The organism is Mucilaginibacter gynuensis (assembly GCF_039541195.1).
In the GTDB taxonomy this organism is placed as follows: Bacteria; Bacteroidota; Bacteroidia; order Sphingobacteriales; family Sphingobacteriaceae; genus Mucilaginibacter; species Mucilaginibacter gynuensis.
Map to the genome: position 1 here is coordinate 742,546 of NZ_BAABFT010000001.1, position 26,828 is coordinate 769,373.

The window sequence follows — 26,828 nt, forward strand, 5'->3', positions numbered from 1 at the left end:
TTACCTTTCAGCTTTCTCCTTTTAGCTTTCACCTCTCCTCCCCCTTTTATGACAAACAATCGACTTTAATTTAATACCAATTGGTATTTTTGTAAACTTTTAATCTTTTAATAAAAAAGCACAAATAGTTATATTATAAAATATACCGATAAGTATTATTTATGAATCCTGTAAAACGCCAGATCTTGCTCATTACTGTAATTGCCGCCGCTATTATGGAACTGATAGATACCTCTATTGTAAACGTTGCCCTTAATTATATGAGCGGCAATTTGGGTGCCACGCTCGAAGATACATCGTGGGTGATTACCTCCTACGCTATTGCCAATGTGATCATCATCCCTATGACCAGCTTTTTGGTGAACAACCTTGGGCGGCGCAATTATTATATCGGTTCTATCATTTTATTTACCATTTGCTCCTTTATGTGCGGTAACGCTACCAACATTTGGGAACTGGTGGCCTTTCGTTTTATGCAGGGTTTGGGTGGCGGAGCTTTGCTTTCGGTATCGGCAACGGTGGTGTATGAGTTATTTCCGAAAGAAAAGCAAGCCACAGCCAGCGCCTTGTTTGGTATAGGTGTATTCATCGGGCCAACAATTGGCCCTACATTGGGCGGTTATATTACAGAGAACTATTCATGGCCATGGATCTTTTACATCAACGTTCCCATTGGCATTGCTACCGCTATTTTATGCTATTTCCTGCTGTTTGAACCTGCTGTTAAACCCAAAGCAAACAGTATCGACTGGCTCGGCATTATCTTGCTTACCATAGGCATCGGCTCGCTGCAAACGGTACTGGAACGCGGCGAAACCGACGATTGGTTTTCCGCGGGTTATATCGTATTTCTTTCTATACTGGCAGTTGTATCGCTATCCATATTTGTTTGGTGGGAATTGGTAACACCCAACCCGGTGGTTAACCTGCGGATATTACGAAGCCGGTCTTTAAGTATAGCAGCCGTGCTCACCTTTATTACCGGCATCGGCATGTATACTTCCATTTACCTCACTCCTGTTGTGGCGCAAAGGCTGCTGGGCTTCACTCCTACGCAATCCGGCGAGTTGCTGTTGCCCGGCTCTATTATTGCCGTACTGGCGCTTATAGTTACGGGGAAGCTGCTGCAAAAGGGTGTATCACCTGCCCTCATTGTGCTGTTCGGCTTTCTGTGTTTTATTTATTTTAATTGGGCCATGTCGGGCATTAATATGGACACACCGGGTTCGTCCATTTCACTTAACCTCATTTTCAGGGCTATTGGCATGGCCTTGCTTACTGTACCGCTGGGTACGCTTGCCGTATCGTCGCTGGAACCGAAGGATATGCCACAGGGAACAGCGCTTAATAATATGATGCGGCAATTGGGCGGTTCGTTCGGTATATCTGTAATTAATACTTACGTGGCACGCCGGGTTGCATCGCATCGTACCGATATGATCAGTAACATCTCCGCCTTTAATACCGAAACTACCAACCGTATAAATACCTACACGCATGCCTTTCAGCAAAAGGGAGCCAGCTTGCTCGACGCGCACCAGAAAGCGCTGCAATTGTTGGAAAAGGTAGTGGTAAAACAATCCTCCTTTTCCAGTTATCTCGACGCTTATTTACTCATCGGTTTATTTTTTGTGGTGGTGCTGCCATTGCTGTTATTTGTTGCTAAACGCGACAAAAAGCGGGCGTTGGTGATACCATCATCCGATCACTAATTGGATGGACAAAGCCGCCTGTCAGGCGCTTTTTTTAAGCTGACTGGGCGATACACCGTACTTCTTTTTAAACGCGTACGAAAAATGGGTAATGTCTTCAAAACCGACCTGCAAATACACTTCTGATGGTTTTTGATGCTCTTCCGTAATAAGGTGGTGCGCTTCAGTCAATCGTTTATCAAGCAGCCACCTGCCGGGTGAACTATGGAATATCCGCTCAAAATCGCGCTTAAAGGTGGTTAGGCTTCGCCCGGCGAGGTAGCCGAACCGCTCCATACTTACATTGAATCTGAAATTACGGTTCATGAATTGTTCAAGATCAATTTTTCCCGGGTCGCTAAAATCAAACAGGATGTTTTTCAAAGCCGGGTTTTGCTTCAATAGGATTAGTGTGACCTCACTCATTTTCAGTGAAAGAAAGCTGTTATAATCATCTCTTTTAAGATGCAGGTATGGTTGTACCGATTGCACAAAGTTAGCCAATAAGGGCTCGGGATTCAATTTGATAACGGTAGGCTTATCCACCACACCATCGGCTACATAACCATACTCCTTACTAAAGCCACGCAGAAATTCCTGGTTCAAAAAAATAGAGATGGTCTTAAAATCGCCGCCGGGCGGCGGTGATTTTATATAACGGCCAAAACTGTTACGGGTGTAAATAATGTATTCGCCGGCTTGTATATCCCACGAGCCATTGCTGTCAAAAACAGTCATGGTGCCCGCTACCAGGTAACTAAAAACATGTTCGGGAATAAACTGCTCTTTAGATATCTGGGGCGATGTATGGCAGGCGTAATTATCGCTGCTGTTGTTTGAATCCATAACCATAAGGCAAATATCGGTAAGCGAATGTTAAACAGCTGCAATAATTAAAGTTCATCATTACAAGTGTTTAACATGATATTATAATTTAATGTTATTCGGCCTGCATGTATTTCAAGTAACCATTTTTAACCGAATTGATATAATCCTGATCGGGCATGGTTAAGCGGTTGGCCAGGCGCTGTTTAAAATCATCGTTGCCTACTACATAACGCAGGGTATCGGTACCATCGGTAGCGGCGTTGTAAATTACTTCGGCAACTTCTTCGGCAGTGGCCAATTGCATCTCTTTCAAACTATCGAACATTTGGCTTGCCGCGGCTAAAAAATTATCGTACTCGCCCAAGCCTTCTTTACATGCGAAACGCTGCGCGCTTTCGGCAATAAAATTGGTACTGGTACCGCCCGGTTCAATAATTTTAACGCCGATATTTAAAGCCGCCAACTCGAACGATAAAGCTTCCGAAAAACCTTCCAGCGCGAATTTTGAAGCGCAATACATCGATATGATGGGCAATGTGAAACGCCCCGCCCCCGAACTAATATTTAATATAGTACCGGCTTTACGCTCACGAAAATGAGGCAGCACTTCGCGTATGGTATTCATTACCCCAAATACGTTTACATCAAACTGCTCCTGTATTATTGCCGGTGTTAACGATTCAAACACTCCATATTGGCCATAGCCCGCGTTGTTTACCAAGGCATCGATACTGCCAAACCTGGCAATACCTGCCTCTACCGCTGCCTTAATGGTATCGGGCTTTTGCACATCTAAACGTGTTATCAAAAAGTTATCCTGATCCTGTAATTCCGTTTCCTTTTCGGGCGAACGCATGGTGGCTATTACATTCCAGCCTTTTTGATGAAAAAATTTGGCTGCCGCCTTACCTATACCTGATGACGATCCTGTTATTAAAACTGTTTTGCTCATTTTATTTGATTTTGTATAATACAAAGTTGCATGCAAAACAGCCCGGATACTTTGTTGACAAGACCGAATTTACTTTATTGAGAAGCCCATAATATAACCCTTACAATTACATGATAAACCAAACAAGGCCAAGCGATATGATCACTTAGCCTTGTTTAACTGAATATTATTTTATCGCTTGTATATTATCTATCCGACTTATAATTAACCTTGAACAAGCCTACATCAATATACTGCCCACCTCCATTTTGATGGCAGTGTACCGCTATTGTGTTAATGGCATTAGGCTTCAACACTTTCTTAGCATCGGCAGACAGTGGCACCGTGACGTAGTTAGATGTATAGCCCTTAGCCGAGGCCACCAAAATGCCATTCAAATAGATCTCATAATCCTCATCGTGATAAATATGGAAGGATATATTATCTAAATCGCTTGCGGTTAATTTGCCCGTTTTAAACTCTTTACGAAGCCAAATATCGCCTGTATTCCATTCGGTATTTACAATACTGTTAGGCGGCGAACCTGCCCCGAATCCACCCTTACCGCTTTTCCAGCCTGCGGTTTTAAAATCGGGTTTAAACCAGTCGGCTGATGGCTGCGTAACAGTATACTTCCAAACCTGCGCGGTAGTTGTAGCATCGGGCAGTAACTGCTGTGTGTCAGCGATGGTTTGGTTGATCAGCCGCTCGTTCATCGCCCTAACTTTAGGGATGTTCACTTTCGAAACACGATCGTAACTTAAGAAGCCGTTGATCTCCTGTTCCACATCGGCCAATTGCGTAAATACAGCGCCACTCATGCCATTTTTCGCCTTAAATTCGGCCAGCATATTAATGTATGTTTCGTAGGTATCTTCCAGTTCTTTAGCGGTTTTCACCATAATGCCGCTTACACCTTTTCCGGCCAGCCATTCGTGCCCGTTTAGCACCAAGCCAACACTGCCAAATTCGCCGCAGGCCGTAGCCATGGTTTTACTATCAACCGCTTTAGGGCCGGGGTATGAGTGATAATCAAGTATATCGCCTATATAATCTTTATAAATATTATCGCTGGCAGGGTTAACAAGCCGGTTTGGATCTTTCGCTTTTACAACATCGTACATACGCTGTGTTAAATTGCTGCCATCACTTGCTTTTTGGCCTTGAGTTTCGTTAAACAGCACCCAGGTAACAATAGCCGGACTGTTAAACCTGCCGTCAACCATACGCTCCAATTCTTTTCGGTATTGTACCGTATCTACCGGCGGCGGGTTATGCCTGTACGAATTAGCCGATGGCATGTCCTGCCAAACCATTAAACCCAGTTTATCGGCCCAGTAATACCAGCGCTGCGGCTCTACCTTTATGTGCTTACGCACCATATTATAGCCAAAATCTTTCTGAACCTGCACATCAAACTTTAACGCTTCATCTGTAGGTGCGGTGTAAATACCATCGGGCCAAAAACCCTGATCTAAAAAACCAAGGTTATACAGCGGTTTATTATTCAGGAAGATCTTTTTAACATTGCCCACCTGCTCAACGCTGATCTTGCGCATACCAAAATAGCTGTCCACTTTATCAACGATGATGTTGCCGCTTTTTACCTCCACAGTTAAATCGTACAAAAACGGATTATCAGGCGACCACAATTTGGCATTTTTAACGGGGATAGACAGTTCGGCACCTGCATTACCCGACACCGTACCGATCACTTTGCCCCCATCTTTCACGGTAGCCACCATTTGAATATTATTACCGGTTCCGGCGGTATCTACCTTTATTTTTAAACGGTTTCCATCCACATCGGGCACCAGTTTTAAATGTTTTATGCTGATGTTTTGCACAGGTTCAATCCAAACCGTTTGCCAAATACCGGTTACCGGGGTATACATAATGAGATTGCCATGCGGTGGATTTTCCTGCTTGCCACGTGGCTGACCGTATCCCTCGGTTGGGTCGTAAACCCTTACTAACACTTCCTGCTCTTTATTTTTTGTGAGGTAAGGAGTAACATCCAGGCTAATCTCATCATAACCTCCTTTGTGTACACCCAGGCTTTTGCCGTTAATATATACTTCGGCTTCCCAGTCAGTAGCGCCAAAGTGCATCAGTACACGTTTATTACCCCATGCCTGCGGAACAGTAAATGTGCGGCGGTACCATAGCCTATCGTGGTGTTCCATTACACCCGAAAGTGCCGACTCTACCGGGTACGGCACCAGTATTTTACCGGGCAGTTTATCACCTACAGGCACTGCATCACTGGCCTTGCCGCTTTTAAACTCCCAAAGTCCGTTGAGGTTCAGCCAGTCTTTACGTACCATTTGCGGGCGCGGATACTCGGGCAGCGGGCTGTTTACATTGATATCGGCTGCCCATTTGGTCATGAGGGGAGCCTTTTTCATGGTCCAGTCCTGCGCGTGCGATACACAACCGGCTAAGAGGCTGGCGAATAGGCAGCAAATACGAATAATCCGCGATCTGAATTTATTGGTCATGGTGTGGTGGTGATTGAAATGATTTTTCAAGATAACATTTTACAGATGCAGTTACGCCATCAGCTATATGCCCTTTGCAGATAACTACACTATTCATAATAAAGATTTATTTACAATGCCGAAAATAGGCAATAGGCAAAATTTAAGTTCGGCTTAAATTCTCAATTATTCGCTGTATAGTATCAAAATGAAATCGAGATAGGTTGTGTTATCCGTCAACAAACTGCTTCGGGCGAAAACGGTCGGAAATTTGGAGGCCAAGAGTGCAAAGGACATGGGCTGTGTTCTCCGTCAGCGAACAGCTTCGGGCGAAAGCGGGAAGAACTGCGGTAGCCACAAGCGCAAAGGCGGGCATAGAGAACTTATTGCATGTGAGCTGGGAAATGAGCGTCGGGGCAAAAGTCCCAGCCCTAAGTTCTGCACGGTTTGCAGGGCAATGGCCTCGTGCGGCAAAGAAGCCTTTTGCTGGACAAGGGTTTTTGTTACCTTTTGTGGCGACAAAAGTAATAGCCCCTGCGGCAATGAGCAGACCAACGTTAATCACAGCACAAACCAAACCTAAGTAGAGATTGCTTCGTTCCTCGCAATGACGTAATTTGTATAGGAAGCACACAATGCGAAGAGCTTGCTTCGTACCTCCAAATGACTATGGATGCGTTTTTCCTAAATTAATAATCGTCATCATCTTCCTCAATACCGGCAGCCTGTACGTAAGCGGCTTTCAGTTCGGAGAAGGCGTGCATATCACGTTTTTGCTTGGTAATCTCCATACCGGTTTCGTAAGTACGTATAGCATCATCAGTTCGGTTAAGCGCTTCGTAGAGCTTACCCAGATGGTAATATGTACCGGTATAGCCGGGATGATTGGTCACCAGGTCTTCATAATAAAACAAGGCCTTTTCAACATCGTTTAAATTAAGGTATTCTGTAGCCAGCGCGTATTTCAAAAATTCGTCGTTAGGCTCGTTCTTTATAAATTCTAATAGCTTCTCTAATCTGCTTCCCTGCATTTTAAACTCTGTCTTTTTTAACTAAATTTGCAAAAACCTATTTCTATGAAGATCCTGGTATGTATAAGTAATGTTCCTGATACCACCACAAAAATAACTTTTACTGATAACAACACGCAATTTAATACAAACGGCGTTCAGTTTATTATAAATCCTTACGATGAGATAGCACTTGCACGCGCCATTGAGCTTACCGAAGGCAATGGCGGCACCGTAACCGTTATTAATGTGGGCGAAGCCGGTACCGAGCCAACCATACGCAAAGCGCTGGCCATTGGCGCTACCGATGCCGTGCGCGTTAACGCGCAACCGCAGGATGCCTGGTTTGTAGCCAGCCAGATAGCCGAATATGTGAAAGCCAACCCATTCGACCTGATACTTACCGGCCGCGAATCGATAGACTATAATGGCTCAAAGGTAGCTGCCATGCTGGGCGAACTGCTTGATCTGCCATCGGTAGCTATCATCAAAAAACTAAACGTTGAGGGCGATAGCGCTACTGTGGAACGCGAAATTGAAGGCGGCAAAGAAATACTTACCATACCATTACCATTTGTAGCAGGCGCTGCCGAAGGCGTGGCCGAACCTAAAATACCCAATATGCGGGGCATCATGTCGGCACGTACCAAACCGTTGGCTGTTATTGAGCCGGTTAGCGTGCAGGTTACATCAACTATTGTAGGCTATGAAACCCCTGCCCCACGCGGACAGGTTAACCTTATACCTGCCGATAACCCGGGCAAACTTATTGAGCTATTGCACACCGAAGCCCGTGTGATATAATAAAAACCTTTTGAACTTTTTTTGATTTATACATCAATATGCCAGTTTTAATATATGCCGAAAATGCGGAGGGCAAATTCAAAAAGTCCATTTTTGAAGCAGTAAGCTACGCACGTGCCATTGCCGACCAAAACAACACCTCGTTAACTGCTATATCAATTGGCGATGTAAGCACTGATGAACTTGCCGCTTTGGGCAAGTACGGTGCCGATAAAGTACTCAACGTAAGTAACGATAAGCTGAAGAACTTTGTTAACCAGGCCTATGCTTCGGTAATTGCCGAGGCTGCTAAAAAAGAGGGCGCTTCTATTGTAGTGCTATCCAATTCATTTTCAGGCCGCGGACTGGCGCCGCGTGTTGCCGTAAAATTGGATGCAGGCCTTATTGACGGCGCGGTTTCGTTACCCGATACCACCGGAGGCAAATTTGTGGTGAAGAAAACCGCTTTCTCGGGCAAGGCTTTCGCGCTAACCGAATTAACATTGGCCAATAAAGTGATCGCCCTTACACCTAATACTTACAAGGTGGTAGAAACCGGCGCAACCGCGCAGGTGGAAGACTTCAGCGTTGAAACTAAAGAAAGTGACTTTAAGGCTTTGCTGAAAGAAATTGTGCGCTCAACTGACAAAGTTTCATTACCCGATGCCGAAATAGTGGTATCTGCCGGTCGTGGGTTAAAAGGGCCCGAAAATTGGGGGATGATTGAGGAGCTGGCAGCTTTGTTAGGTGCCGCAACGGCCTGCTCAAAACCGGTATCAGATGCGGGCTGGAGGCCCCATAGCGAACATGTTGGCCAAACAGGCATAGCTGTGAGTCCAAATTTGTATATTGCAATTGGAATTTCGGGTGCTATACAACACCTGGCGGGCATCAGCTCGTCAAAGGTGATTGTGGTGATCAACAAGGATGTCGAAGCGCCATTTTTTAAAGTAGCCGATTACGGCATTGTAGGCGACGCCTTTGAGGTGGTGCCAAAATTAATAGAAGCAATTAAACAACATAAAGCTGTAGCATAAAGATTGTTGCGATGGGTAATAACATGAAAAAAATAAAGCTGGATATTGTAGGTTTGTCTTACAGCCAAACACAATCCGGCGCGTATGCTTTGGTTTTAGGTGAGGTAAGTGGGCGCCGCAGACTGCCTATTATTATAGGTAGTTTTGAAGCGCAGGCCATAGCCATCGAGATAGAAAAGATGACGCCAAGCCGTCCGCTTACGCACGATCTGTTTAAAAGCTTTGCACAAGCCTATAATATTACCGTACAGGAAATTATTATTTATAACCTTGTTGATGGCATTTTTTACGCCAAGCTCATCTGCTCGGATGGTAAGCGGGTAATGGAAATTGATGCCCGTACATCTGATGCCATAGCGGTATCGGTAAGGTTTGATTGCCCTATTTTCACTTACGAATTTATCCTCTCTACTGCGGGTATTGTAATAGAAGGTAATGATTTTGTATACCTCGAAAACATTAATGAACCTGTAGAAGAAAAAACGTCGGTAGCATCTACCGGCAGCTATACCTCATTAAGCGACGAAGAGCTTAAAGCCAAGTTGCAGGAAGCCCTTGCCGAAGAAGCTTATGAAAAAGCCGCCAAAATTCGCGATGAGCTGAATAAACGTAAGGCATCGTAATTTCAATAATATTTCAGAAAAAAATCCGACCAACGAATGATATAGCGTCAATACCGGCAGTTATATCATTCGTTGGTTAGTTTAAAACATTCCCTTTCCGGTCAAATTCAATTTTTATTGTTTTTTGATTCGCTTAATTTGAGTATTTTCCGCTTTTAATTAACACTGACTACATTTTTTTAAACCAGGGCACCGTATGAATATTAAGTTCCGCTTAATACTGATGAATTTTATGCAGTTTTTTATTTGGGGAGCCTGGCTGCTCACCATTGGTGCATATTGGTTTCAAAATAAACACTGGTCGGGCGCGCAATTTGGGGCTATTTTTTCTACCATGGGTATTTCCGCAGTGTTTATGCCTGCACTTACCGGTATTATATCCGACAGGTTTATCAATGCCGAAAAACTATACGGTATTATGCACATCCTGGGTTCGCTGGTATTGTTCAGCCTGCCAATGGTTCAGGATCCTTCCACATTTTTTTGGGTGATATTACTCAACATGGTATTCTACATGCCAACCCTTTCACTATCTATTACGGTTGCCTATTCGGCACTAAAAGGCAGTAATAAAGATGTAGTAAAAGATTATCCGCCTATCCGTATCTGGGGAACAATCGGCTTCATTGCCGCGCTATGGGCCGTGAGCTTAACGCATAATGAAACTTCGGCCAACCAATTTTACATAGCCGGGGCTGTCGCTTTAATATTGGGAGTTTACTCATTCACACTACCAAAAGCGCCGCCTTTAATGAAAAAAGTGGGCAGCAAATCATTTGTTGATCTTTTGGGCTTAAATGCTTTCGCGCTGTTCAAGAAACCACGTTTCGCTATATTTTTCGCTTTCTCGTTATTACTGGGTGCAGCCTTACAGCTTACCAATGCTTACGGTGATACCTACATTCATGATTTTAGTAAAGTAGCGGCTTACAAGGATACCATAGCGGTGAAATATCCGGCTATCATTATGTCGATATCGCAAATATCTGAAACATTGTTCATCCTCGCTATCCCCTTCTTTTTACGCAGGTTTGGTATTAAGTATGTAATGCTGTTCAGTATGCTGGCCTGGGTATTGCGTTTCGGCTTATTTGCCTTTGGCGACCCTGCCGATGGCTTATGGATGATCATCGCCTCATGTATTGTATACGGCATGGCTTTCGATTTCTTTAATATCTCGGGCTCGTTGTTTGTTGAAACCCAAAGTCCCCCCGAAATTCGCGGCAGTGTACAAGGCGTTTTTATGATGATGGTAAACGGTTTCGGGGCATTTTTTGGCAGTATTGCCAGCGGTTTCGTAATCGATAAATTCTTCACCATGGCTGATCAAAGTAAAAACTGGCAAGGCATCTGGCTTACATTCGCGGGTTATGCCTTGGTAATAGCGGTTGTATTTCCGTTTGTTTTCAGGTACAAACACAACGCCGCGCTTAAAGAGGCAATTGAACATTTTTAGTCCTTCATCAAATATCCAAAGCATAAAAAAGCCCCGCTGTAAATCTACAGCAGGGCTTTTGTTTTTTATAATTCTCTTTTACAGCGAGAACAATTTATAAGCTACGCTTAAAGTAAACAAGCTTACACGGATGCTTGAATTACCGTCATTATATTTTTGTTTGGTTAATCCTGCTTCATAACGAAGGTCAACCGAAAAATCTCTGATATCAACACCTGCACCTACTACAGCCGCAAAATTTTGTTTTTTGTAGTCTTTAAAAGTTACGGCATCACTCAACCCTTGACCAAGACTTTGATCTTCATTTATATTAAATGACACCAGCGGACCTGCATAAAAACGACCGCCAAAGCCAAAAGCGCCAACTTTAGTACCCAATAATAACGGCACATCCAAACTGGTGAACTTAGCTTTATTTTCATTAGTACCGTCTTTAATGGTAAGGTTTTTACCTGTAACATAAAGCTCAGGCTGAAAGTTAAAACCCAAGCCGCCGATACGGGCGTATACACCGCCTAAATAGCCTGCGCGTTTATCGCTGCTGAAAGTGCTGTTGGTTGAAAAACTTGATAAGTTAACACCTGCTTTTAAGCCGAATTGCGCGTTCGGGATAAGTTGAGCCGAGGCCAGGTAAGATGTACCTAACAAGATACTTAATGATAGGAGTAATTTTTTCATATAGGTTGTGAATTTGATCGTTTAGCAGCGTGAAATTTTGTACAAATAACGATAATTACATGAAATTATAATGATTTTCAGTACAAAATTTATTACAACGATAATCTCCCCTGGTAATAATCTAATATTTTGGTGCGGATAAAATAGTCGTACCTCGCGGTAATGAGGCTGGTGTTCGCCCTGTCGAGGTTATTTTTAGCTACCACATAATCAACCGAGTTCAACGCGCCCTCATTAAACCTGATCTCCGCTATGCGGAAAGATTCGGCAAATGCTTCTACCTGATCGGTAACTACGCTGTAACGCTCGTAAGCGGCCGTCATGTTCAGGTAAGCCTGTTCTACGTTCTGTTTCAGTTTGACCAGCGTATTTTGCTCGGTGTATTGGGCATCAAGCAGTTGTATTTTAGCTAAAGCTATTTTGTTCCTATTCTGGAAGTAATTCAATATTGGTATCCGCAGACCTACATTGAACTGGGTATTGTAACTATTACGCAGCTGATCAAAGTAAGCATATTTGGTAGAACCATATTGAACGGCGCTTACCGGCTGCCTTACCCCCGCTGAGGTTACAAATGTACCGGTATTAACAATTGATGAGTCGCTGAAATTGGTAAGCCTTGCCGCGCTCGAATACCTTGTACCCACACCGCCACCGATACTGATAGTAGGGAACAGGGAGCCTTTAGCTGCCTTCACGCCTTTTTCGGCACTTTGCCTGCGCAGGGTTGCTGCTTTAACCAATGCAAGATCGCTCAGCGCTTTGTTGTACACCTCATCTTCGGTACTTACATATTTGCCCGGCAGTTGCTCGGCATTTAAACGCTGTAGCTGAATGTTGCTTTTGTAAGGCACGTTCATCAGTTGCAGCAGGTTTAGTTTTGATAAAGCCAGCGCGTTTTTAGCATTAATGTAAGTAACCTGATCTGTAGCCAGCTGGCCTTTTACATCATAATATTCAGATGGTTTAACACCACCTTCTTTATTCATGATGTTTAACCTTTCGGTCTGCTTTTTTGATACATCAACCTGCGCGGTGGCCTGGGTAAGCAGGTCAACATTGTTTTGCACCTGCAAATAAGCGGTAATAACGTTCAGGGTAATATTATCTTTTGCCTGCTGAAAATCCATTTTACCTGCCTGGTATGCCAGTGATGTTTGGCGGATGCTGTTTTGCAGTGATAAGCCATTAAACAATACTAAGTCCGAGTTCAGGCTATAATCTGCCGCGGTAGTTGATCCGCTCGACGAACCATTACTGAAAGGGTCGCGGCCGCTGCTGATGGAGTGGTTAACGCTACCGTTTAGCGTAGGCAACAGGTTTTCACGTGCCTGGTTGTAATAAACGCGACTGGTTTGCATATCCAGTTCGCTCCTCTTTACATCAAGGTTGTTTTTTATGGCGATATCAACGCATTGTTGCAGGTTAAGCAGGGAATCTGTTTGGCTGTAGGCCGATACAGACAGCATTAAAGTAAAAGCAGATAAAAGGTATTTTAAATAGCGCATTGTTTATTTATTATTCAGGTTTTTAGATGATTCCACTTTGCCATCTAAAAGGTTAATGATACGGGTGCCGAACTCGGCATTTTTTTCGGAGTGGGTTACCTGTATAATGGTTACACCATCCTCCTGGTTCAGCTTACGGAAAAGCTCCATAATTTCTTCGCCCTGTTTTGAGTTTAAGTTACCGGTAGGCTCATCGGCCAGTAATAACTTAGGCTTGGCAATAAGCGCGCGGGCTATACCCACCAACTGCTGCTGTCCGCCTGATAGCTGCGCCGGGAAAAGGTCTTTTTTACCAACTATCTGAAAGCGGTCCAATATATCGGCCACTAAAGCTTTACGCTCAGAGCCTTTTATGTTTTGATAGATGAGCGGAGTTTCGATGTTTTCGTATACGGTAAGCTCATCAATTAAATGGTAAGCCTGAAATACGAACCCGATGTATTGTTTATATAAAGCCGAACGCTGTTTTTCTTTTAACTGGTGTACGGCCTGCCCGGCAAAATAATGAAAACCGTCTGTTGGCTCATCAAGCATGCCTATTACGTTTAGCAAGGTTGATTTACCCGAACCCGATGGCCCCATGATAGATACAAATTCGCCTTCATCAACTTCGAGGCTGATATTATTAAGCACAAATGTTTTGCTTGCGCCAGTTTGGTAGTACTTTGAAATGTGTTGAAGTGATAACATTTTTAAACTTTAGTATATGGTTAATGATGCCGGCAAATTAAAAATATAAACCCGATTTACCATTAATGTATCAATAATATACCAAATACATATACAACTGATAATCAATTAAATAAATTAAAAAAGCTATTAATAAAGTGTTCGTTTATGTACAAGATGCGTACGGTTATGATACACCTTTTTAATGGTCATTGGGGCATTTGGGCATTAAGTCATTGGGCAGTAGTCAATGGTCAGTAGGGAATAGTGAATAGGCAGTAATGAGTAGTCATTACCTTTCGGCTTTAACCTCTATCCTTTCAGCTTTCCGCTTTCACCCCTATTCACTACGCAAGCTTTTTACCGGGTTGGCTATCGCCGCTTTTATTGATTGCAGCGAAACCGTAATAAAGGCAATAACAAGCGTTAAGCCACCGGCTACTACAAACACCCACCATTGTATATTTATGCGGTAAGCAAAATCCTGTAGCCATTTATTCATAAAGTACCAGGCGGCTGGTGATGCTATTACAATGGCTATCAGCGTAAGCACTAAAAACTCTTTTGATATCAACCCTACTATACCGCTTACACTCGCGCCAAGTACCTTACGAATACCTATCTCTTTGGTGCGCTGCATAGTAGCAAATGCCGCCAGCGCGAACAAACCAAGGCAGGCCAGTAAAATGGCGAGGGTAGAGAACGTACTGAATATCTGCGCCGTTTTTTGTTCGGTTACGTATAGCTTGTTATAATTTTCATCCAAAAAGCTGTACTCGAACGGGCGGTGCGGTACACGCTCTTTCCACATCGCTTTCAGGAAGCTTAGCGTGGCCGGAATATTTTTACCATTGGTTTTAATGAAGATATCGTTGGTAAATTGCTTATCGAGAAACAGCATCAGCGGACCAACATTTTCGTGCAGCGACGCGAAGTTGAAATCTTTTATCACCGCTTTGATCACGCCCGGCGTACCACCTTTTTCGGCACGACGACCAATTGCCTGTTCCGGCGTTAATCCAAGCGCTTTAACCGCTGTTTCGTTCAGTATAAAGGCGTATTTGAAATTTTTTCCGTGGTTGCTGGTATCCATCTGGGCATAGTCGGCTTCGGTATAATCCATTCCGGCGATGATCTTCATGTTCATGGTTTTGATGAAACCAAGGTCAGACGGCAGAGCAGTAATTTGTAAACTAACGTTCTTTTGTCCGTTATCCACATCGATGCCATCGCCCCAACCTACTGATGTAGGGCTGGCATTGGCACCGCTCACGCTGATCACATTAGGATTTACGCTAATGGCCGCTTTAATGGCTTCATAGCTGTTTTGCATTTGCTCGTCAACAGGCAGTACAATTACGTGTTCCCTATCGTAACCCAGATCTTTATTGCGCATAAAGTTGAGCTGCTGTAATATTACAAACGTGGATACGATAAGGCATATTGATACCGCGAACTGAAATACGATAAGCGTTTTACGGAAATAACTCCCTGATGAACTAAGGCGCAACCCCGATTTAAGGGTACTGATCAATTTGGCATTGGCCAGTACAAGCGCCGGGTAACTGCCCGAAGCAAAACCTACCAATACACATAGCAGCACCAGCGCGGCAACAGGCAGTGGCTTAAATAAGGAAGCGATGGCAAGTACTTTACCTGTCAAATCATTAAAGTACGGCATTAAAGCCGCAGTCAATACAATAGCCAAAGTAAGCGACAGTAAGGTGATCAAAAATGATTCGCCGATGAACTGACCAAACAGTTGTCCTTTTTGCGCGCCCAATACCTTGCGGATACCGATTTCGGCACTGCGGCCACTTGATTGTACCGTGGCCAGGTTGGTATAGTTGATACAAGCTATAACCAGTATCAGCAAAGCGATAATACTGATCACATAAATGGTTTTAATGCTGCCGTTTGCTTCCAATCCGCCCAAATCAGAGTGCAGGTGTACCTCTTTCATGGGTTGGGCGTTGTATACCAGTTGCGCCTTGCCCATTTTAAGTTCGTTGGCGCTTACATTGGTCATGTAGGCGTTTATTTGGGTTTGCAGTGGGGCTATCGATTCCTTTTTATCCAGCATCAAATAAGTAATGTAATTGGCTGTCCACCATTCTTCGGTTTTTGATGCTGAAAGCGTGGAGAAAGAAGCTATAAAATCGTATTTGATCTGCGAGTTTTCGGGCGCATCGGCTACTACGCCGGTTACCTGGTATTCGCGGTCGCTGTTTACGTTGAGCACTTTACCTACCGGATCGGCATTGCCAAAATATTTATGGGCTGTTGAGGCCGATATCACCACTTTTCTCGGGCCATCCAGTGCCGATTTAGCATCACCTTCCAATAACGGAAAGCTGAACACATTAAAGAAACCGGCATCGGCAAAAAGAAAACGCGGTTCGGTAAATACCTTATCCTCATACTTTACCACGCTTGAGTAATTGATAACCCTTACGTAAGTTTCAATTTGCGGAAAGGTACGCTGCAATTGCGGACCTGCCTTAGTACCCGTAGTAACCGCCTTATTCATATTACCCGGTTCGCCGTATTCCATGGTTACACGTACTATCCTGTCGGCATTCTTCTGGAACTTATCGTAACCTGTTTCGTTAATGATATATAGCCCAATGAGCAGACAACTGGTGATGCCCACCGTTAAACCTACTATGTTTACGATAGAATAAAGTTTATTTTTCGACAGTTTGCGTAACGCTATCTTGAAATACGTTTTGAACATAATATTTTATTTTAGTCGTTGGTGGATAGTCAATGGTCGATGGTCCATAGTCCATGGTCAATGGCCATTGCCTTTTACCTTTAAGTTTTAACCTTTTTGCTTTCAGCTTTAGCCTTTAAGCTTTTCGCTTTCGTCTTTCAACTTAACCTTCCCCTCACTCCCCTCTTAAGCTTTTAACCGGGTTGATAAGGGCTGTTGTGATGGCTTTGTAGCCAAATGTAAGACATGCAATTAATACCGATACCACAATAGCCAGTATAAATACACCTGCCCCCAGCTCAATACGGTAAGCAAAGTTTTGCAGCCAGCCGTTCATCATGTACCAGGCCGTTGGCATGGCGATGAGGAATGAGATACCCAGCAGCACGATAAATTCTTTGGAGAACAGGAAGATAATACTGGTGATCGACGCGCCAAGTACCTTGCGGATACCCACCTCGCGGGTGCGCTGCACTGCCATATATGATACCAGGCCATACAAGCCAAGGCACGATATAAAGATGGCTATGCCTGCAAATATTTTGTATACCAACGCAAGTTGATTTTCCTGTTTATAAAACTGGGCTATGCGCTCATCCATAAAATAGCCGTTGTAGGCATAATCAGGATAGGTACTTTCCCATTGTTGTTTTATATCGGCCACGGTACCGGTAATGTCCGCCACCTGAATTTTTACCGCCAATTGCGATTCAAACTTTTTAATCGGGGTAATAACCATTGGTTTAATGGCATCGCGCAGTGAGTTGGTTTTAAAATCTTTCACCACGCCAACTATAGGTATCCAGGGTGTTCTACCACCTATTTTTACCATTTTGCCAATAATGTCTTTCGGATTTTTAATTCCTAACTTTTGTACAAAGGTTTCGTTCACCACGGCCTGGTTAGCGGTATCGCTTTGGGTGTAACCGTTACCGGCGGCAAACTTTAAGCCGAAGGTTTTAAAGTAATCAACATCACCCATTTTACGGAACACGGTGAACTCGCCATCTTCATTTGAGTTGTTAAAATAGAAGTTGCTGCCCCAGTTATTTTCTGACGATGGCACATCTGAAGCGAAAGAAACCGCTTTAACTTTAGGATTTTGCAGCAAACGCTGTTTAAAGGCATCCATCTTTTGCAAACTCAAGCTATCGGTATAACCCGGAATAACCAAAACGGCATCCTTACTAAAGCCCAGATCGGCATTGTTTACATAGTTCATTTGGTTAATTGCCACAATGGTACCGATAATCAGCAATTGCGATATAGCGAACTGCGCCACTACCAAACCACGGCGTAAGGATACGCCGCCGACTGATGCCGCGGTGATCTTATTTTTAATAGCCAGTACCGGTTTAAAGCCCGATAATATCAGTGCCGGGTAAATACCCGAAAGCAGGATAACCGTTACCACTACCACCACAAAAAATACAATAGTACCTGTATTAAACAGACTCAAATCTTTTGGAACACTTGCTATATTTTGCAGGTAGGGCATGCCTAATTTGGCTATACCAATAGCCAATAAACCCGCGCACATCACTATAATGGCAGTTTCGCCAATAATTTGCAGAATGAGCTGCTTGCGGTTGCTGCCCAGCACCTTACGTATCCCCACCTCTTTTGAGCGGCTAACAGATTGTGCCGTAGTAAGGTTGATAAAGTTGATTGACGCCATTATGATGATAAGCACGCCTATAAAAGTTAAGGTGCGCAGCGTAGCCTTAGTGGTTACGTGGTCGCCGGTTGAGTTACCGAATTTAACATCGAAGTGCATATCGCTCAATGGCTGCGATAAGATGAGGTTACTGCGGATGCCTTCTTTATAATGTTTGTTTGAAAATGCTTTTAAACGATTGTTCAGGCTTGCAGCGGTGTAGTTCTTAGGTAACAGCATATATATCTGGTGGTTGCTGCTGATACTGCCCCATTCGGCCGAGTAGTTATAATCCTTACCATAGCTTTTCCAGGTGATGTATGATACCATTACCTTGAACGGAAAATCGCTGTTTGATGGCACATCTTCAATTACGCCTCCCACTTTAAGGTCTATCAGGTTATCCATTTTCAGGGCCTTACCTTCGGCGTTTTTCCAGTCGCCAAAGTATTTGGTAGCGGTACTTTTATCAAGTACTACGGTATTAGGTTCGCCCAATACGGCTTTGTTACCGGCCAGCCACTTGCCATCGAAAATTTCAAAATATTGCGGCTCAACAAAGGCTACGCCAATGTCTTCCAAAAACTTTTTATCGTTGGTGCCGCTTACGCCATCGGTAACTGTAAGCTGACTGCCATAGCTTGTATTAAACGCGGCAACTTTAGCCTCGGGCATATCAACCCGCAAAGCCTCAAGTGCCGGCACTGATACACCCGGATTATAGCCCACCTCATTACCCTGGTACGATTGGGTCACCAGGTGATATATGTTATTGAAATTCTTATTGTCTTTATTAAAGCTCAGCTCGTATTGTACAACAACAAAAATGAGCAGGCAGGCGGCTATGCCCACCATTAAACCAGATATGTTTATAGCTGAATATGCTTTATGACGTACAATGTTACGCCAGGCTATCTTGAAATAGTTTTTAATCATGATAATTATCGTGTTACTTATTCAACCTAAATCACATACCAAAACAACAAACAACTGTTTATCAGCGCATTAAATCAACCGCTCAATACCAACGTGTTCGCAAGCGTAACAGCGGGTGTACGGTTATGATACACAATAGTCAGTGGTGAATGGTCAGTGGTGAATAGTCATTCGGTAATAGTCATTGGGCATTGGGGCATTAAGTCATTTACCTTCTGCCTTACCTTTTACCTTTCAGCTTTAGTCTTTCAGCTTTCTGCTTCTACCTTTCTCTATTTACCTTTCAGCTTTAGTCTTTCAGCTTTCCAACTTATTCGCTTCTCAGGCTCTTCACCGGATTTGACAAAGCGGCTCTGACCGATTGGAAGCTTACTGTTATTATGGCTATCAGCATGGCCAGTGCACCCGCCAGCACAAATACCCACCATTGGATATGGATGCGGTAAGCAAAGTCTTGCAGCCAGTGATCCATAGCGTACCAGGTAACAGGTACGGATATCAATACGGCAATCAATACCAATTGTATAAATTCGGCCGAAAGCATTTTGGTGATATTGGCAGATGACGCGCCCAGCACCTTACGGATGCCTATTTCTTTTACCCGCAACCTCATCATGTAAGCAGCCAATCCGAATAAGCCCAGGCTTGCTATAATAAGCGCGATTACAGCGAAGGAAGTAAATATCTTACCGGTACGTAATTCTGCCGAATACAGCGAGGCAAACTGTTCATCTAAAAAAGTATAACTAAAAGGCGCTGCCGAAGTATAGGCGTTCCACTGCGTTTCGAGTTTGCCTATCAATTGTTTAATGTCCTTGGTTTTTACTTTAACAATAAAGTTGCCGTAGCTATGGCCGGCCAGCAGCATAAGCGGCGCTATTTTTTGTTTGGCCGATGTATAATGGAAATCTTTGATAACCCCCACTACAGTGAACTGCCTTTGCCCTGATCTCACGATGGTTTTACCAATTGGGTCAGTACCCGACCAACCCAGATCGCGCACCGCGGCTTCATTGATGATCACCGATGAGGTGTCGGCTAAACCAGCATAAAAATTACGCCCTTTAGCCAGTTGTATACCCAGTGTAGTAATATAATCTTCATCTACATGGTAAATATTGGAGTGGATCTCGTTACGGTCGGCATTACCGGTATGTTCTTTTGCGTATATCTGTGTGCCATCCAAATCGCTGCCACCCGGTACACTGCCCGATATGGTGCTTTTTATCACGCGGTTATCCTGCACCATTTCATTTTTAAAGGCCATAATGTTTTCGCCGAGGGCGTAAGCATCGTTAATTACCATCATCTGGTCGGTATCATACCCCAGCTTTTTGTTCTGCATAAAATGCAGTTGCTGATAAACAATAAAGGTGGCTATAATAAGCCCGGTAGATACCGCGAACTGAAATACCACCAGCCCACTACGCAAGAAATTGCGTTTTAATGGCTGTGTGCTTAAGCTGCCTTTTAATACGCTAATGGTTTGAAACGATGATAATATAAATGCCGGATAGATGCCCGCCAGTACACCTACACCCAATATAAGCAAGGCCTGGGTAAGCAATATCTTGTAATTGAAGAAAAAGCTCATCGGAATATTACGCTGGCACAGCTCGTTAAAATAGGGCAACAACAAATACACCAAGCCAATAGCGAATAGCATAGCAAAGGCCGTAAGCATTACCGATTCAACTAAAAACTGGGTAACCAGCGATCCTTTTAACGAGCCCATTACCTTGCGGATACCTACCTCTTTAGCCCGCTTGGCCGAACTCGCGGTAGACAGGTTTGTAAAGTTGATGCAGGCCAGCAGCAGTATAAAAATAGCCAGTGCACCCAAAATATATACATATTTGATATCGCCGTTAGGCTCTATCTCGTACTTGCTGCTTGAGTGCAGGTGAATAGCCGTAATAGGCTGTAAATAAAAACGGAAAGTATTAACAGAGTTTTTTGCCTGCGCCAGGCTTACTCCCATGTCGTGCTGCACTTCGGGCACTACATATTTGGCCACCAGTTCAGGGAAGCGGGCTTCTATTTTTTTCGGATCAGCAGCTTTATCAAGCAAAAGGTAAGTAAAGTAGCTAACATTGCTCCACGTTTGCTGGGTAGATTGCGTGAGGCTGGCCATGCTGATAAATCCATCATAATGGAAATGCGAATTATCGGGCACCTTTTCAATGATACCGGTAACTTTTAGCGGATAGTTATCGGGGATGTTCAGCATTTTACCCATAGCGCTCGCGCTGCCAAAGTATTTCTTTTCCATCGCCTTGGTGATCACTATACTATGCGGCTCTTTTAAAGCGCTTGCGTAGGTACCTTCCAGCAACGGAATGCTAAACATTTGCAGAAAATTCGAATCGGCTAATGCGATATGCTGCTCTTTAAACTGGTTACTGCCATATTTAATATAAACCGGCCCCCTACCCGCAAGGCGCACGGAAGCGGTTATACCCGGAATAGCATTCTTCATGCCCGCGCCAACGGCAACATCCACAAACGGGAAATCGGTAATGGCACCATTCTCGGTTAGGTGCAAACCAACACGATAGATCTGTCCCGACTTTTCGGGATAGGTATCATAATTAAGCTCCTGGTACAGATACGAACTAATGAGCATACAACACGCCAACCCAACCGACAAACCAAACACATTTATGAACGAGAACACCTTATTTATTTTAAGCGTTCGCCAGGCGGTTTTTAAATAGTTCTTTATCATTTTATTTGGTCATTTTTTTGTTAGTCATTGGGGCATTTGGTCATTAGTCATTGGGCATTAGTCATTGTTTACCTTCTGCTCCTACCTTTCTGCTTTAGTCTTTTCGCTTTCAGCTTTAACCTTTAACTACTTAATTACTCGCTTCTTAAGCTTTTCACGGGGTTGGCCAGTGCTGCTTTTATGGCCTGGAAACTTACTGTTGCCAAGGCTATTACAATGGTGATGAGGCCGGCCATGGCGAGTACCCACCAACTTAGGTCAACCCGGTACTCGTAGTTTTGAAGCCATTTGCCCATAGCCCAAAGCGATACCGGCACGGCTATCACAATACCTATGGTAACCAGCTTTAAAAAGTCTTTTGATAGTAGGCCTGCCAAACTGGTTACGCTGGCGCCCAGCACTTTGCGTACGCCTATCTCTTTGGTGCGTTGTTCGGCAGCGTAAGTGGCCAGGCCGAACAAGCCCATGCACGATATTACAATTGCCAAACCGCCAAACAAGTTCGCCAGCATACCCAGCATTTTTTCGTTCTGAAACTTCTTTTCAAAGTTGCTGTCAACAAAGTGTATATCGGCCGGGTAAGATGGATTAATCTCCTTCAGTTGTGCTTCTATACCCTCAATATTTGCGGTGATGCTTCTTTTCCCGTTAAGCCGCATAGCTATCACACCACCTTTAATGTTACAATATGATATCATAGGCGATATTTTTTGGTACGGCGATCCCCATACAAAATCTTTATAAACGCCTACAACCGTAACCGGACCGTCAACTGTAATTTGTGCACCTATCGGATTTTTAAGGTTCATGATCTTGGCGGCAGTTTCGTTAATGATCACGTTTTTGCCCGCGGTATCTGCCGGGTAAGCTTCCGAAAATTCACGACCGGCTATCAGTTTAACGCCTGATGTAGCTACGAAATCGTATCCTACCCTAAACATGTCAAACAGTATCTTCTGTTCCGGATTTTTGCCCGGCCAGCTTACGCCCCAGGTATTGCTGCCATTACTGGTAATACTTTGCGATAGATGGGTGGCATTGGTAATGATGTTGTTCTTTTTCAGATCGTTGATCAGCACTTCGGCCTTGTTTGGCAAATCGCCTTCACTATCTATCTCAACCAAATCATTTTTGCTGTAACCTATAGATTTGCTCTGCACAAATTTTATTTGCCTGTAAATACAAATGGTAGCCGTAATTAAAAATACCGCGAAACCAAACTGCACCACTACCAATACCTTACGGATAGATAACGCGCTGCCACCGCCCTTGAACAATCCTTTCAATACCTTTATCGGCTGAAAAGATGACAGGTAAAATGCCGGGTAACTGCCCGATATAAGCCCTGTGAACAATGCCAGCACAAGTAGCGACACCCAGGTAAGGGGCTCTTGGTATGGTATACTTAACTGTACTTTTAGTAATTGGTTAAAGAATGGCAGGCTCAACTGCACCAGTATTACAGCCACTACCAATGAGGCTACCGAAAGGATAAGCGACTCGGTAATGAACTGCCATATCAGCGCGCCACGGGTGGAGCCAATGGCTTTGCGAATGCCCACTTCTTTAGCACGCTCTTCTGACCTGGCGGTTGAAAGGTTCATAAAGTTTACGCAGGCTATCAGCAATATACAAATAGCCAGTATGATGAAAAGGTTTATCTGATCTATCAACCCGCCTACCGATTTGCCGTTTTCAAATAGCGAATGCAGGTGCAGCGCGGTAAAAGGGTACAGCATAGCTTCGGCCTCGTACTCCTTTTGGTTGCTCATGATCATTTTACGCGTCATTTTATCGGCGTTGTCAAAAAACTGCGGAGACTTTAACTTTACCAGTGTTTGCATAAAATTGCTCGACCAGCCCGACGTTTTCACCCAGTCGTACTCATTCTCAAAAAGAGTCCACGGTATAATATAATCAAATTTGTAGGTAGAGTTGGCCGGTGCATTTTCAATTACCCCGCTTACCATCAGTTGTGTTTTATTGTTACGGGTGATCATCTTGTTCATCGGATCATCATTGCCAAACAATGCCTTCGCCAGATCAGCTGTGATAACGATAGAATTTGGCTGCGTTAACGCGCGATTTGGATTACCCTTAATAAACCTGTACGACAGGATGCCAAACAGATCATTATCGGCAAAGAGCCCGTCCTTACGTAGGCTGTTATCTTTATAACCCAATAAACCGCCTGCATTATAACTGGTTATCCGCGCGGCCTTCTCCACTCCCGGCACGGTATTTTTCAAAGCCCCGGCCATAGGCGCAGGTGTAGCCGGAAAAGTATAGATCTTCCCATCGCCCTTTTGGTTGTTTTCTACAATGTAGATGCTTTCGCTATCCTTAAATTGCCTGTCGTAACCTAAATGATAGGCCGAATACAATAACAGCAACATACAGCTGGCCATCCCCAGAGCCAGCCCGCCCGCGTTAAGAAACGAAAATCCCTTATGCTTCTTAATATTTCTCCAGGCCGATCTTATATAATTCTTAAACATATTCAGTAAATTGTTAATAAGTCATTATTTTTAGTCATTAGGCAATGGTCATTAGTCATTGCTTTTAGCTTTACTTTAGTCATTGGGCAATAGTCATTTGTCATTGCTTTTCGCTTTAGTCTTTTCGCTTTCAGCTTTCACCTTTATCCTCCTTAATTACTCGCTTCTTAAGCTTTTCACCGGGTTGGCCAGGGCCGCTTTTACCGATTGGAAACCTATGGTGATAAAAGCGATGAGTACAGCTAAAAAGCCCGCGAGTACAAATACCCACCATTCCACCTGTATGCGATAGGTAAAGTTTTGCAGCCATTGGCTCATGGCATACCAGGCAATAGGCGTAGCTATTAGTATGGCTATAAATACCAGCTTTATAAAATCTTTTGCCAGCAAGCCCACTATACCGTTTACACTGGCACCTAATATTTTACGTACGCCTATTTCGCGGGTGCGTATTTGCGCGGTGTATGCAGCCAATCCCAGCAAGCCAAGGCACGATATAACTATGGCAATGGCCGACAAGTAATTAAACAAGGTTCCTTGCCGCTGCTCGCCTTTGTACAGGTTATCGAATATTTCATCCATAAATGCATAGCCAAACGGATACTCGCCATTGTATTGCTTAAACTGGGCTTGTGCCTCGTTGATAGCCTTTGGGGCATCTTTACCGGTAGTTTTTACATAAATAGTGGCGAAAAGATCTGGCCGGTAGCAGAAAATAGCCGGGGCTATTTTTTCGCGCATGGATGCGAAGTGGAAATCTTTTACCACCCCAATGATGGTACCTTCGGTTTTCCATTGCCTGAAGCGTTTGCCCACAGGATTTTTCATACCGATCTCTTTTACAGCCGCCTCATTCAAAATAAAGTGGGTACTATCGCTTACAGCACCTGTAAAGCTGCTGCCCTGCACCATCTTCATTTTAAAGAAGGATATAAAATCTTTATCAACCGCCATGGGGTGTACAATAAAGGTTTGTCCGGGGGCTTTTCCATCCCAGCTGTTATCGCCGGAAATGTTTCCAAGATTTACAATATTGGAGCTTGAGCGGGTAACGTTTACCACACCCGGCTGCTTCAGCAGTTCGGCCCTTACAGCATCATAATGCTTATCCATATCGCGCATCCAAAAACCAAACACATGCGATTTATCATAGCCGAGGTCCTTCGAGTGGATATAGCTTAGCTGGCGGGTGATTACGATTGTCCCGATGATCAGCATTATGGAAAAAGAAAACTGCGTAACCACTAATACTTTGCGGAACAAGGCATCGCCAATACCCGCGGTAATTTTTCCCTTTAAGGCTTTAAGCGGCTCAAACGACGACAGCAGCAATGCCGGATAAATGCTCGATGCAGCCAAAGTACCAGTTATAGTGGCCAATATGATCATCCAAATATGGTAATCGCGCAGGTTAAACACCAGTTGTTTGCCCGATAGCTGGTTGAATACCGGCATCAGCACATAAATTAAACCCAACGCGCATACCGCGGCTACCGAAAACAGCAAAGCTGTTTCAACAATAAACTGCATAAACAGGTGCCATTTTGATGCGCCTATTATCTTACGCATGCTGATCTCTTTTGAGCGCAGCATTGAACGCGCGGTTGACAGGTTTACGTAGTTGATGCAAGCGATAACCAATATCAGCATCGCCACAATAATGAAGATCCTTACGGTTTGTACGCCACGGTTTGAACCATCGGCATTGTAGAGGTGCATTTTTTCGAGCGGAAGCAACAGGTACTCTACATCGGTATCGTCGGCCTTATGCTTAATATGGATATCGAATAGTTTTTTGGCTAAAGCCGCTGTAGAAACACCCGGTTTAAGCAGAAAATAAGTTTCGTATTCAAAATTGCTAAAATCGTTATTTACATCAACATTACGACTAAGCAAATCCTTCATCTTATGCCCCATAGGCATTATCATATCGCACTGCATACTTGAGTTTGGCGGGAAATCTTTGATCAGTCCGCTCACCGTAAAGTTCACCTTGTTATCGGCTACTATTACCTTACCTATCGGATCCTCATCGCCAAAGTATTTTTTAGCAGTTTTTTGAGTGATGATCACAGAATTATCATCGGTGAAAGGCTTTGCAGCATTTCCCTTTATCAGCGGATAATCAAATACCGAAAAAAAGGAAGCATCAACAAATAAGTTTTGCTGATCGCCGAATACCTTATCCTGGTATTTATACATCGAGTACAGATAATTGCGTGTTATCCGCACTTGTTCCTGTACATCGGGCAGTTGCTGCTTGGCCAGCGGCCCTATCGGTGCCACATCAATCGACCAGATCTGCCTGCTGGCACCCGTACCACCGAAAAGCTCCAAACGGTAAATATTTTTGGTTTGTTTATGAAAACTATCAAAACTCAACTCATCCTGTACCCAAAGCAATATGAGTATCCCAATAGCCAAACCGGCCGTTAAGCCCACAATATTTATAGCCGAGTAAAACTTGTTTTTCAACAAGTTACGCCAGGCAGTTTTTAAATAGTTTCTTATCATTTTAGTTAGTCATTAAGTCATTGGTCATTGAGGTCATTTTTTACCTTTCAGCTTTACGCTTTCCCCTTTCGGCTCCTGGCTCTCT

At 43.8% G+C, this 26,828-nt stretch carries 17 protein-coding genes; 5 read left to right on the forward strand and 12 right to left on the reverse strand.

All coding sequences use genetic code 11. The features are described 5' to 3' along the window. Positions 1–161: 161 nt before the first annotated feature. Positions 162–1,712, forward strand: a complete 1,551-nt coding sequence (locus ABD894_RS03045; protein WP_345209505.1) for a DHA2 family efflux MFS transporter permease subunit — start codon at positions 162–164, stop codon at positions 1,710–1,712. A 21-nt stretch (positions 1,713–1,733) separates the two neighbouring features. Here ABD894_RS03045 and ABD894_RS03050 read toward each other — a convergent pair whose 3' ends face one another. The 4 genes from ABD894_RS03050 to ABD894_RS03065 form a co-directional block, all read right to left on the reverse strand. Continuing rightward, positions 1,734–2,543 carry a helix-turn-helix domain-containing protein gene (locus ABD894_RS03050; protein ID WP_345209506.1) on the reverse strand — a complete coding sequence of 270 codons (810 nt, stop codon included), beginning with the start codon at positions 2,541–2,543 and terminating at the stop codon, positions 1,734–1,736. A gap of 88 nt (positions 2,544–2,631) precedes the next feature. Continuing rightward, positions 2,632–3,471 carry an SDR family oxidoreductase gene (locus tag ABD894_RS03055; protein ID WP_345209507.1) on the reverse strand — a complete coding sequence of 280 codons (840 nt, stop codon included), beginning with the start codon at positions 3,469–3,471 and terminating at the stop codon, positions 2,632–2,634. 185 nt (positions 3,472–3,656) lie between these two features. Continuing rightward, the gene (locus ABD894_RS03060) at positions 3,657–5,951 is read right to left on the reverse strand and encodes a glycoside hydrolase family 2 protein (RefSeq protein ID WP_345209508.1); all 2,295 of its coding nucleotides are present in this window, start codon (positions 5,949–5,951) and stop codon (positions 3,657–3,659) included. A gap of 668 nt (positions 5,952–6,619) precedes the next feature. After that, complete coding sequence (locus ABD894_RS03065) at positions 6,620–6,961, reverse strand: tetratricopeptide repeat protein (RefSeq protein ID WP_345209509.1); 342 nt, start codon at positions 6,959–6,961, stop codon at positions 6,620–6,622. Positions 6,962–7,006: 45 nt separating this feature from the next. On the opposite strand from ABD894_RS03065, the gene ABD894_RS03070 reads away from it, so the two are divergent. The 4 genes from ABD894_RS03070 (at position 7,007) to ABD894_RS03085 (ending at position 10,839) form a co-directional block, all read left to right on the forward strand. Beyond that, positions 7,007–7,744, forward strand: coding sequence for an electron transfer flavoprotein subunit beta/FixA family protein (locus ABD894_RS03070; protein WP_345209510.1), 738 nt, complete (start codon positions 7,007–7,009; stop codon positions 7,742–7,744). Positions 7,745–7,782: 38 nt separating this feature from the next. Next, on the forward strand, positions 7,783–8,760 hold the full coding sequence (locus tag ABD894_RS03075) for an electron transfer flavoprotein subunit alpha/FixB family protein (RefSeq protein ID WP_345209511.1): 978 nt from the start codon (positions 7,783–7,785) through the stop codon (positions 8,758–8,760). Positions 8,761–8,783: 23 nt separating this feature from the next. Beyond that, the gene (locus tag ABD894_RS03080) at positions 8,784–9,383 is read left to right on the forward strand and encodes a bifunctional nuclease family protein (protein ID WP_345209512.1); all 600 of its coding nucleotides are present in this window, start codon (positions 8,784–8,786) and stop codon (positions 9,381–9,383) included. A gap of 196 nt (positions 9,384–9,579) precedes the next feature. Continuing rightward, positions 9,580–10,839: a nucleoside permease gene (locus ABD894_RS03085; RefSeq protein WP_345209513.1), complete on the forward strand. Its 1,260-nt coding sequence runs from the start codon at positions 9,580–9,582 to the stop codon at positions 10,837–10,839. Positions 10,840–10,917: 78 nt separating this feature from the next. Here ABD894_RS03085 and ABD894_RS03090 read toward each other — a convergent pair whose 3' ends face one another. The 8 genes from ABD894_RS03090 to ABD894_RS03125 all read right to left on the reverse strand — a co-directional run bounded on the left by ABD894_RS03090 (position 10,918) and on the right by ABD894_RS03125 (position 26,743). Beyond that, positions 10,918–11,517 (reverse strand): porin family protein, encoded by a 600-nt coding sequence (locus tag ABD894_RS03090; protein WP_345209514.1) that lies wholly within the window; start codon positions 11,515–11,517, stop codon positions 10,918–10,920. Between the two features lie 92 nt (positions 11,518–11,609). After that, entirely contained in the window at positions 11,610–13,025 is a 1,416-nt protein-coding gene (locus ABD894_RS03095) for a TolC family protein (RefSeq protein ID WP_345209515.1), read from the reverse strand. A 3-nt stretch (positions 13,026–13,028) separates the two neighbouring features. Further along, positions 13,029–13,715: an ABC transporter ATP-binding protein gene (locus ABD894_RS03100; protein WP_345209516.1), complete on the reverse strand. Its 687-nt coding sequence runs from the start codon at positions 13,713–13,715 to the stop codon at positions 13,029–13,031. 319 nt (positions 13,716–14,034) lie between these two features. After that, positions 14,035–16,431, reverse strand: a complete 2,397-nt coding sequence (locus ABD894_RS03105; protein ID WP_345209517.1) for an FtsX-like permease family protein — start codon at positions 16,429–16,431, stop codon at positions 14,035–14,037. A 154-nt stretch (positions 16,432–16,585) separates the two neighbouring features. Further along, positions 16,586–19,003 (reverse strand): ABC transporter permease, encoded by a 2,418-nt coding sequence (locus tag ABD894_RS03110; RefSeq protein WP_345209518.1) that lies wholly within the window; start codon positions 19,001–19,003, stop codon positions 16,586–16,588. A 310-nt stretch (positions 19,004–19,313) separates the two neighbouring features. Then, the gene (locus ABD894_RS03115; RefSeq protein WP_345209519.1) at positions 19,314–21,731 is read right to left on the reverse strand and encodes an ABC transporter permease; all 2,418 of its coding nucleotides are present in this window, start codon (positions 21,729–21,731) and stop codon (positions 19,314–19,316) included. A gap of 134 nt (positions 21,732–21,865) precedes the next feature. Beyond that, positions 21,866–24,229, reverse strand: coding sequence for an ABC transporter permease (locus ABD894_RS03120; protein ID WP_345209520.1), 2,364 nt, complete (start codon positions 24,227–24,229; stop codon positions 21,866–21,868). Between the two features lie 156 nt (positions 24,230–24,385). After that, the gene (locus ABD894_RS03125) at positions 24,386–26,743 is read right to left on the reverse strand and encodes an ABC transporter permease (RefSeq protein WP_345209521.1); all 2,358 of its coding nucleotides are present in this window, start codon (positions 26,741–26,743) and stop codon (positions 24,386–24,388) included. Positions 26,744–26,828: the final 85 nt, after the last annotated feature.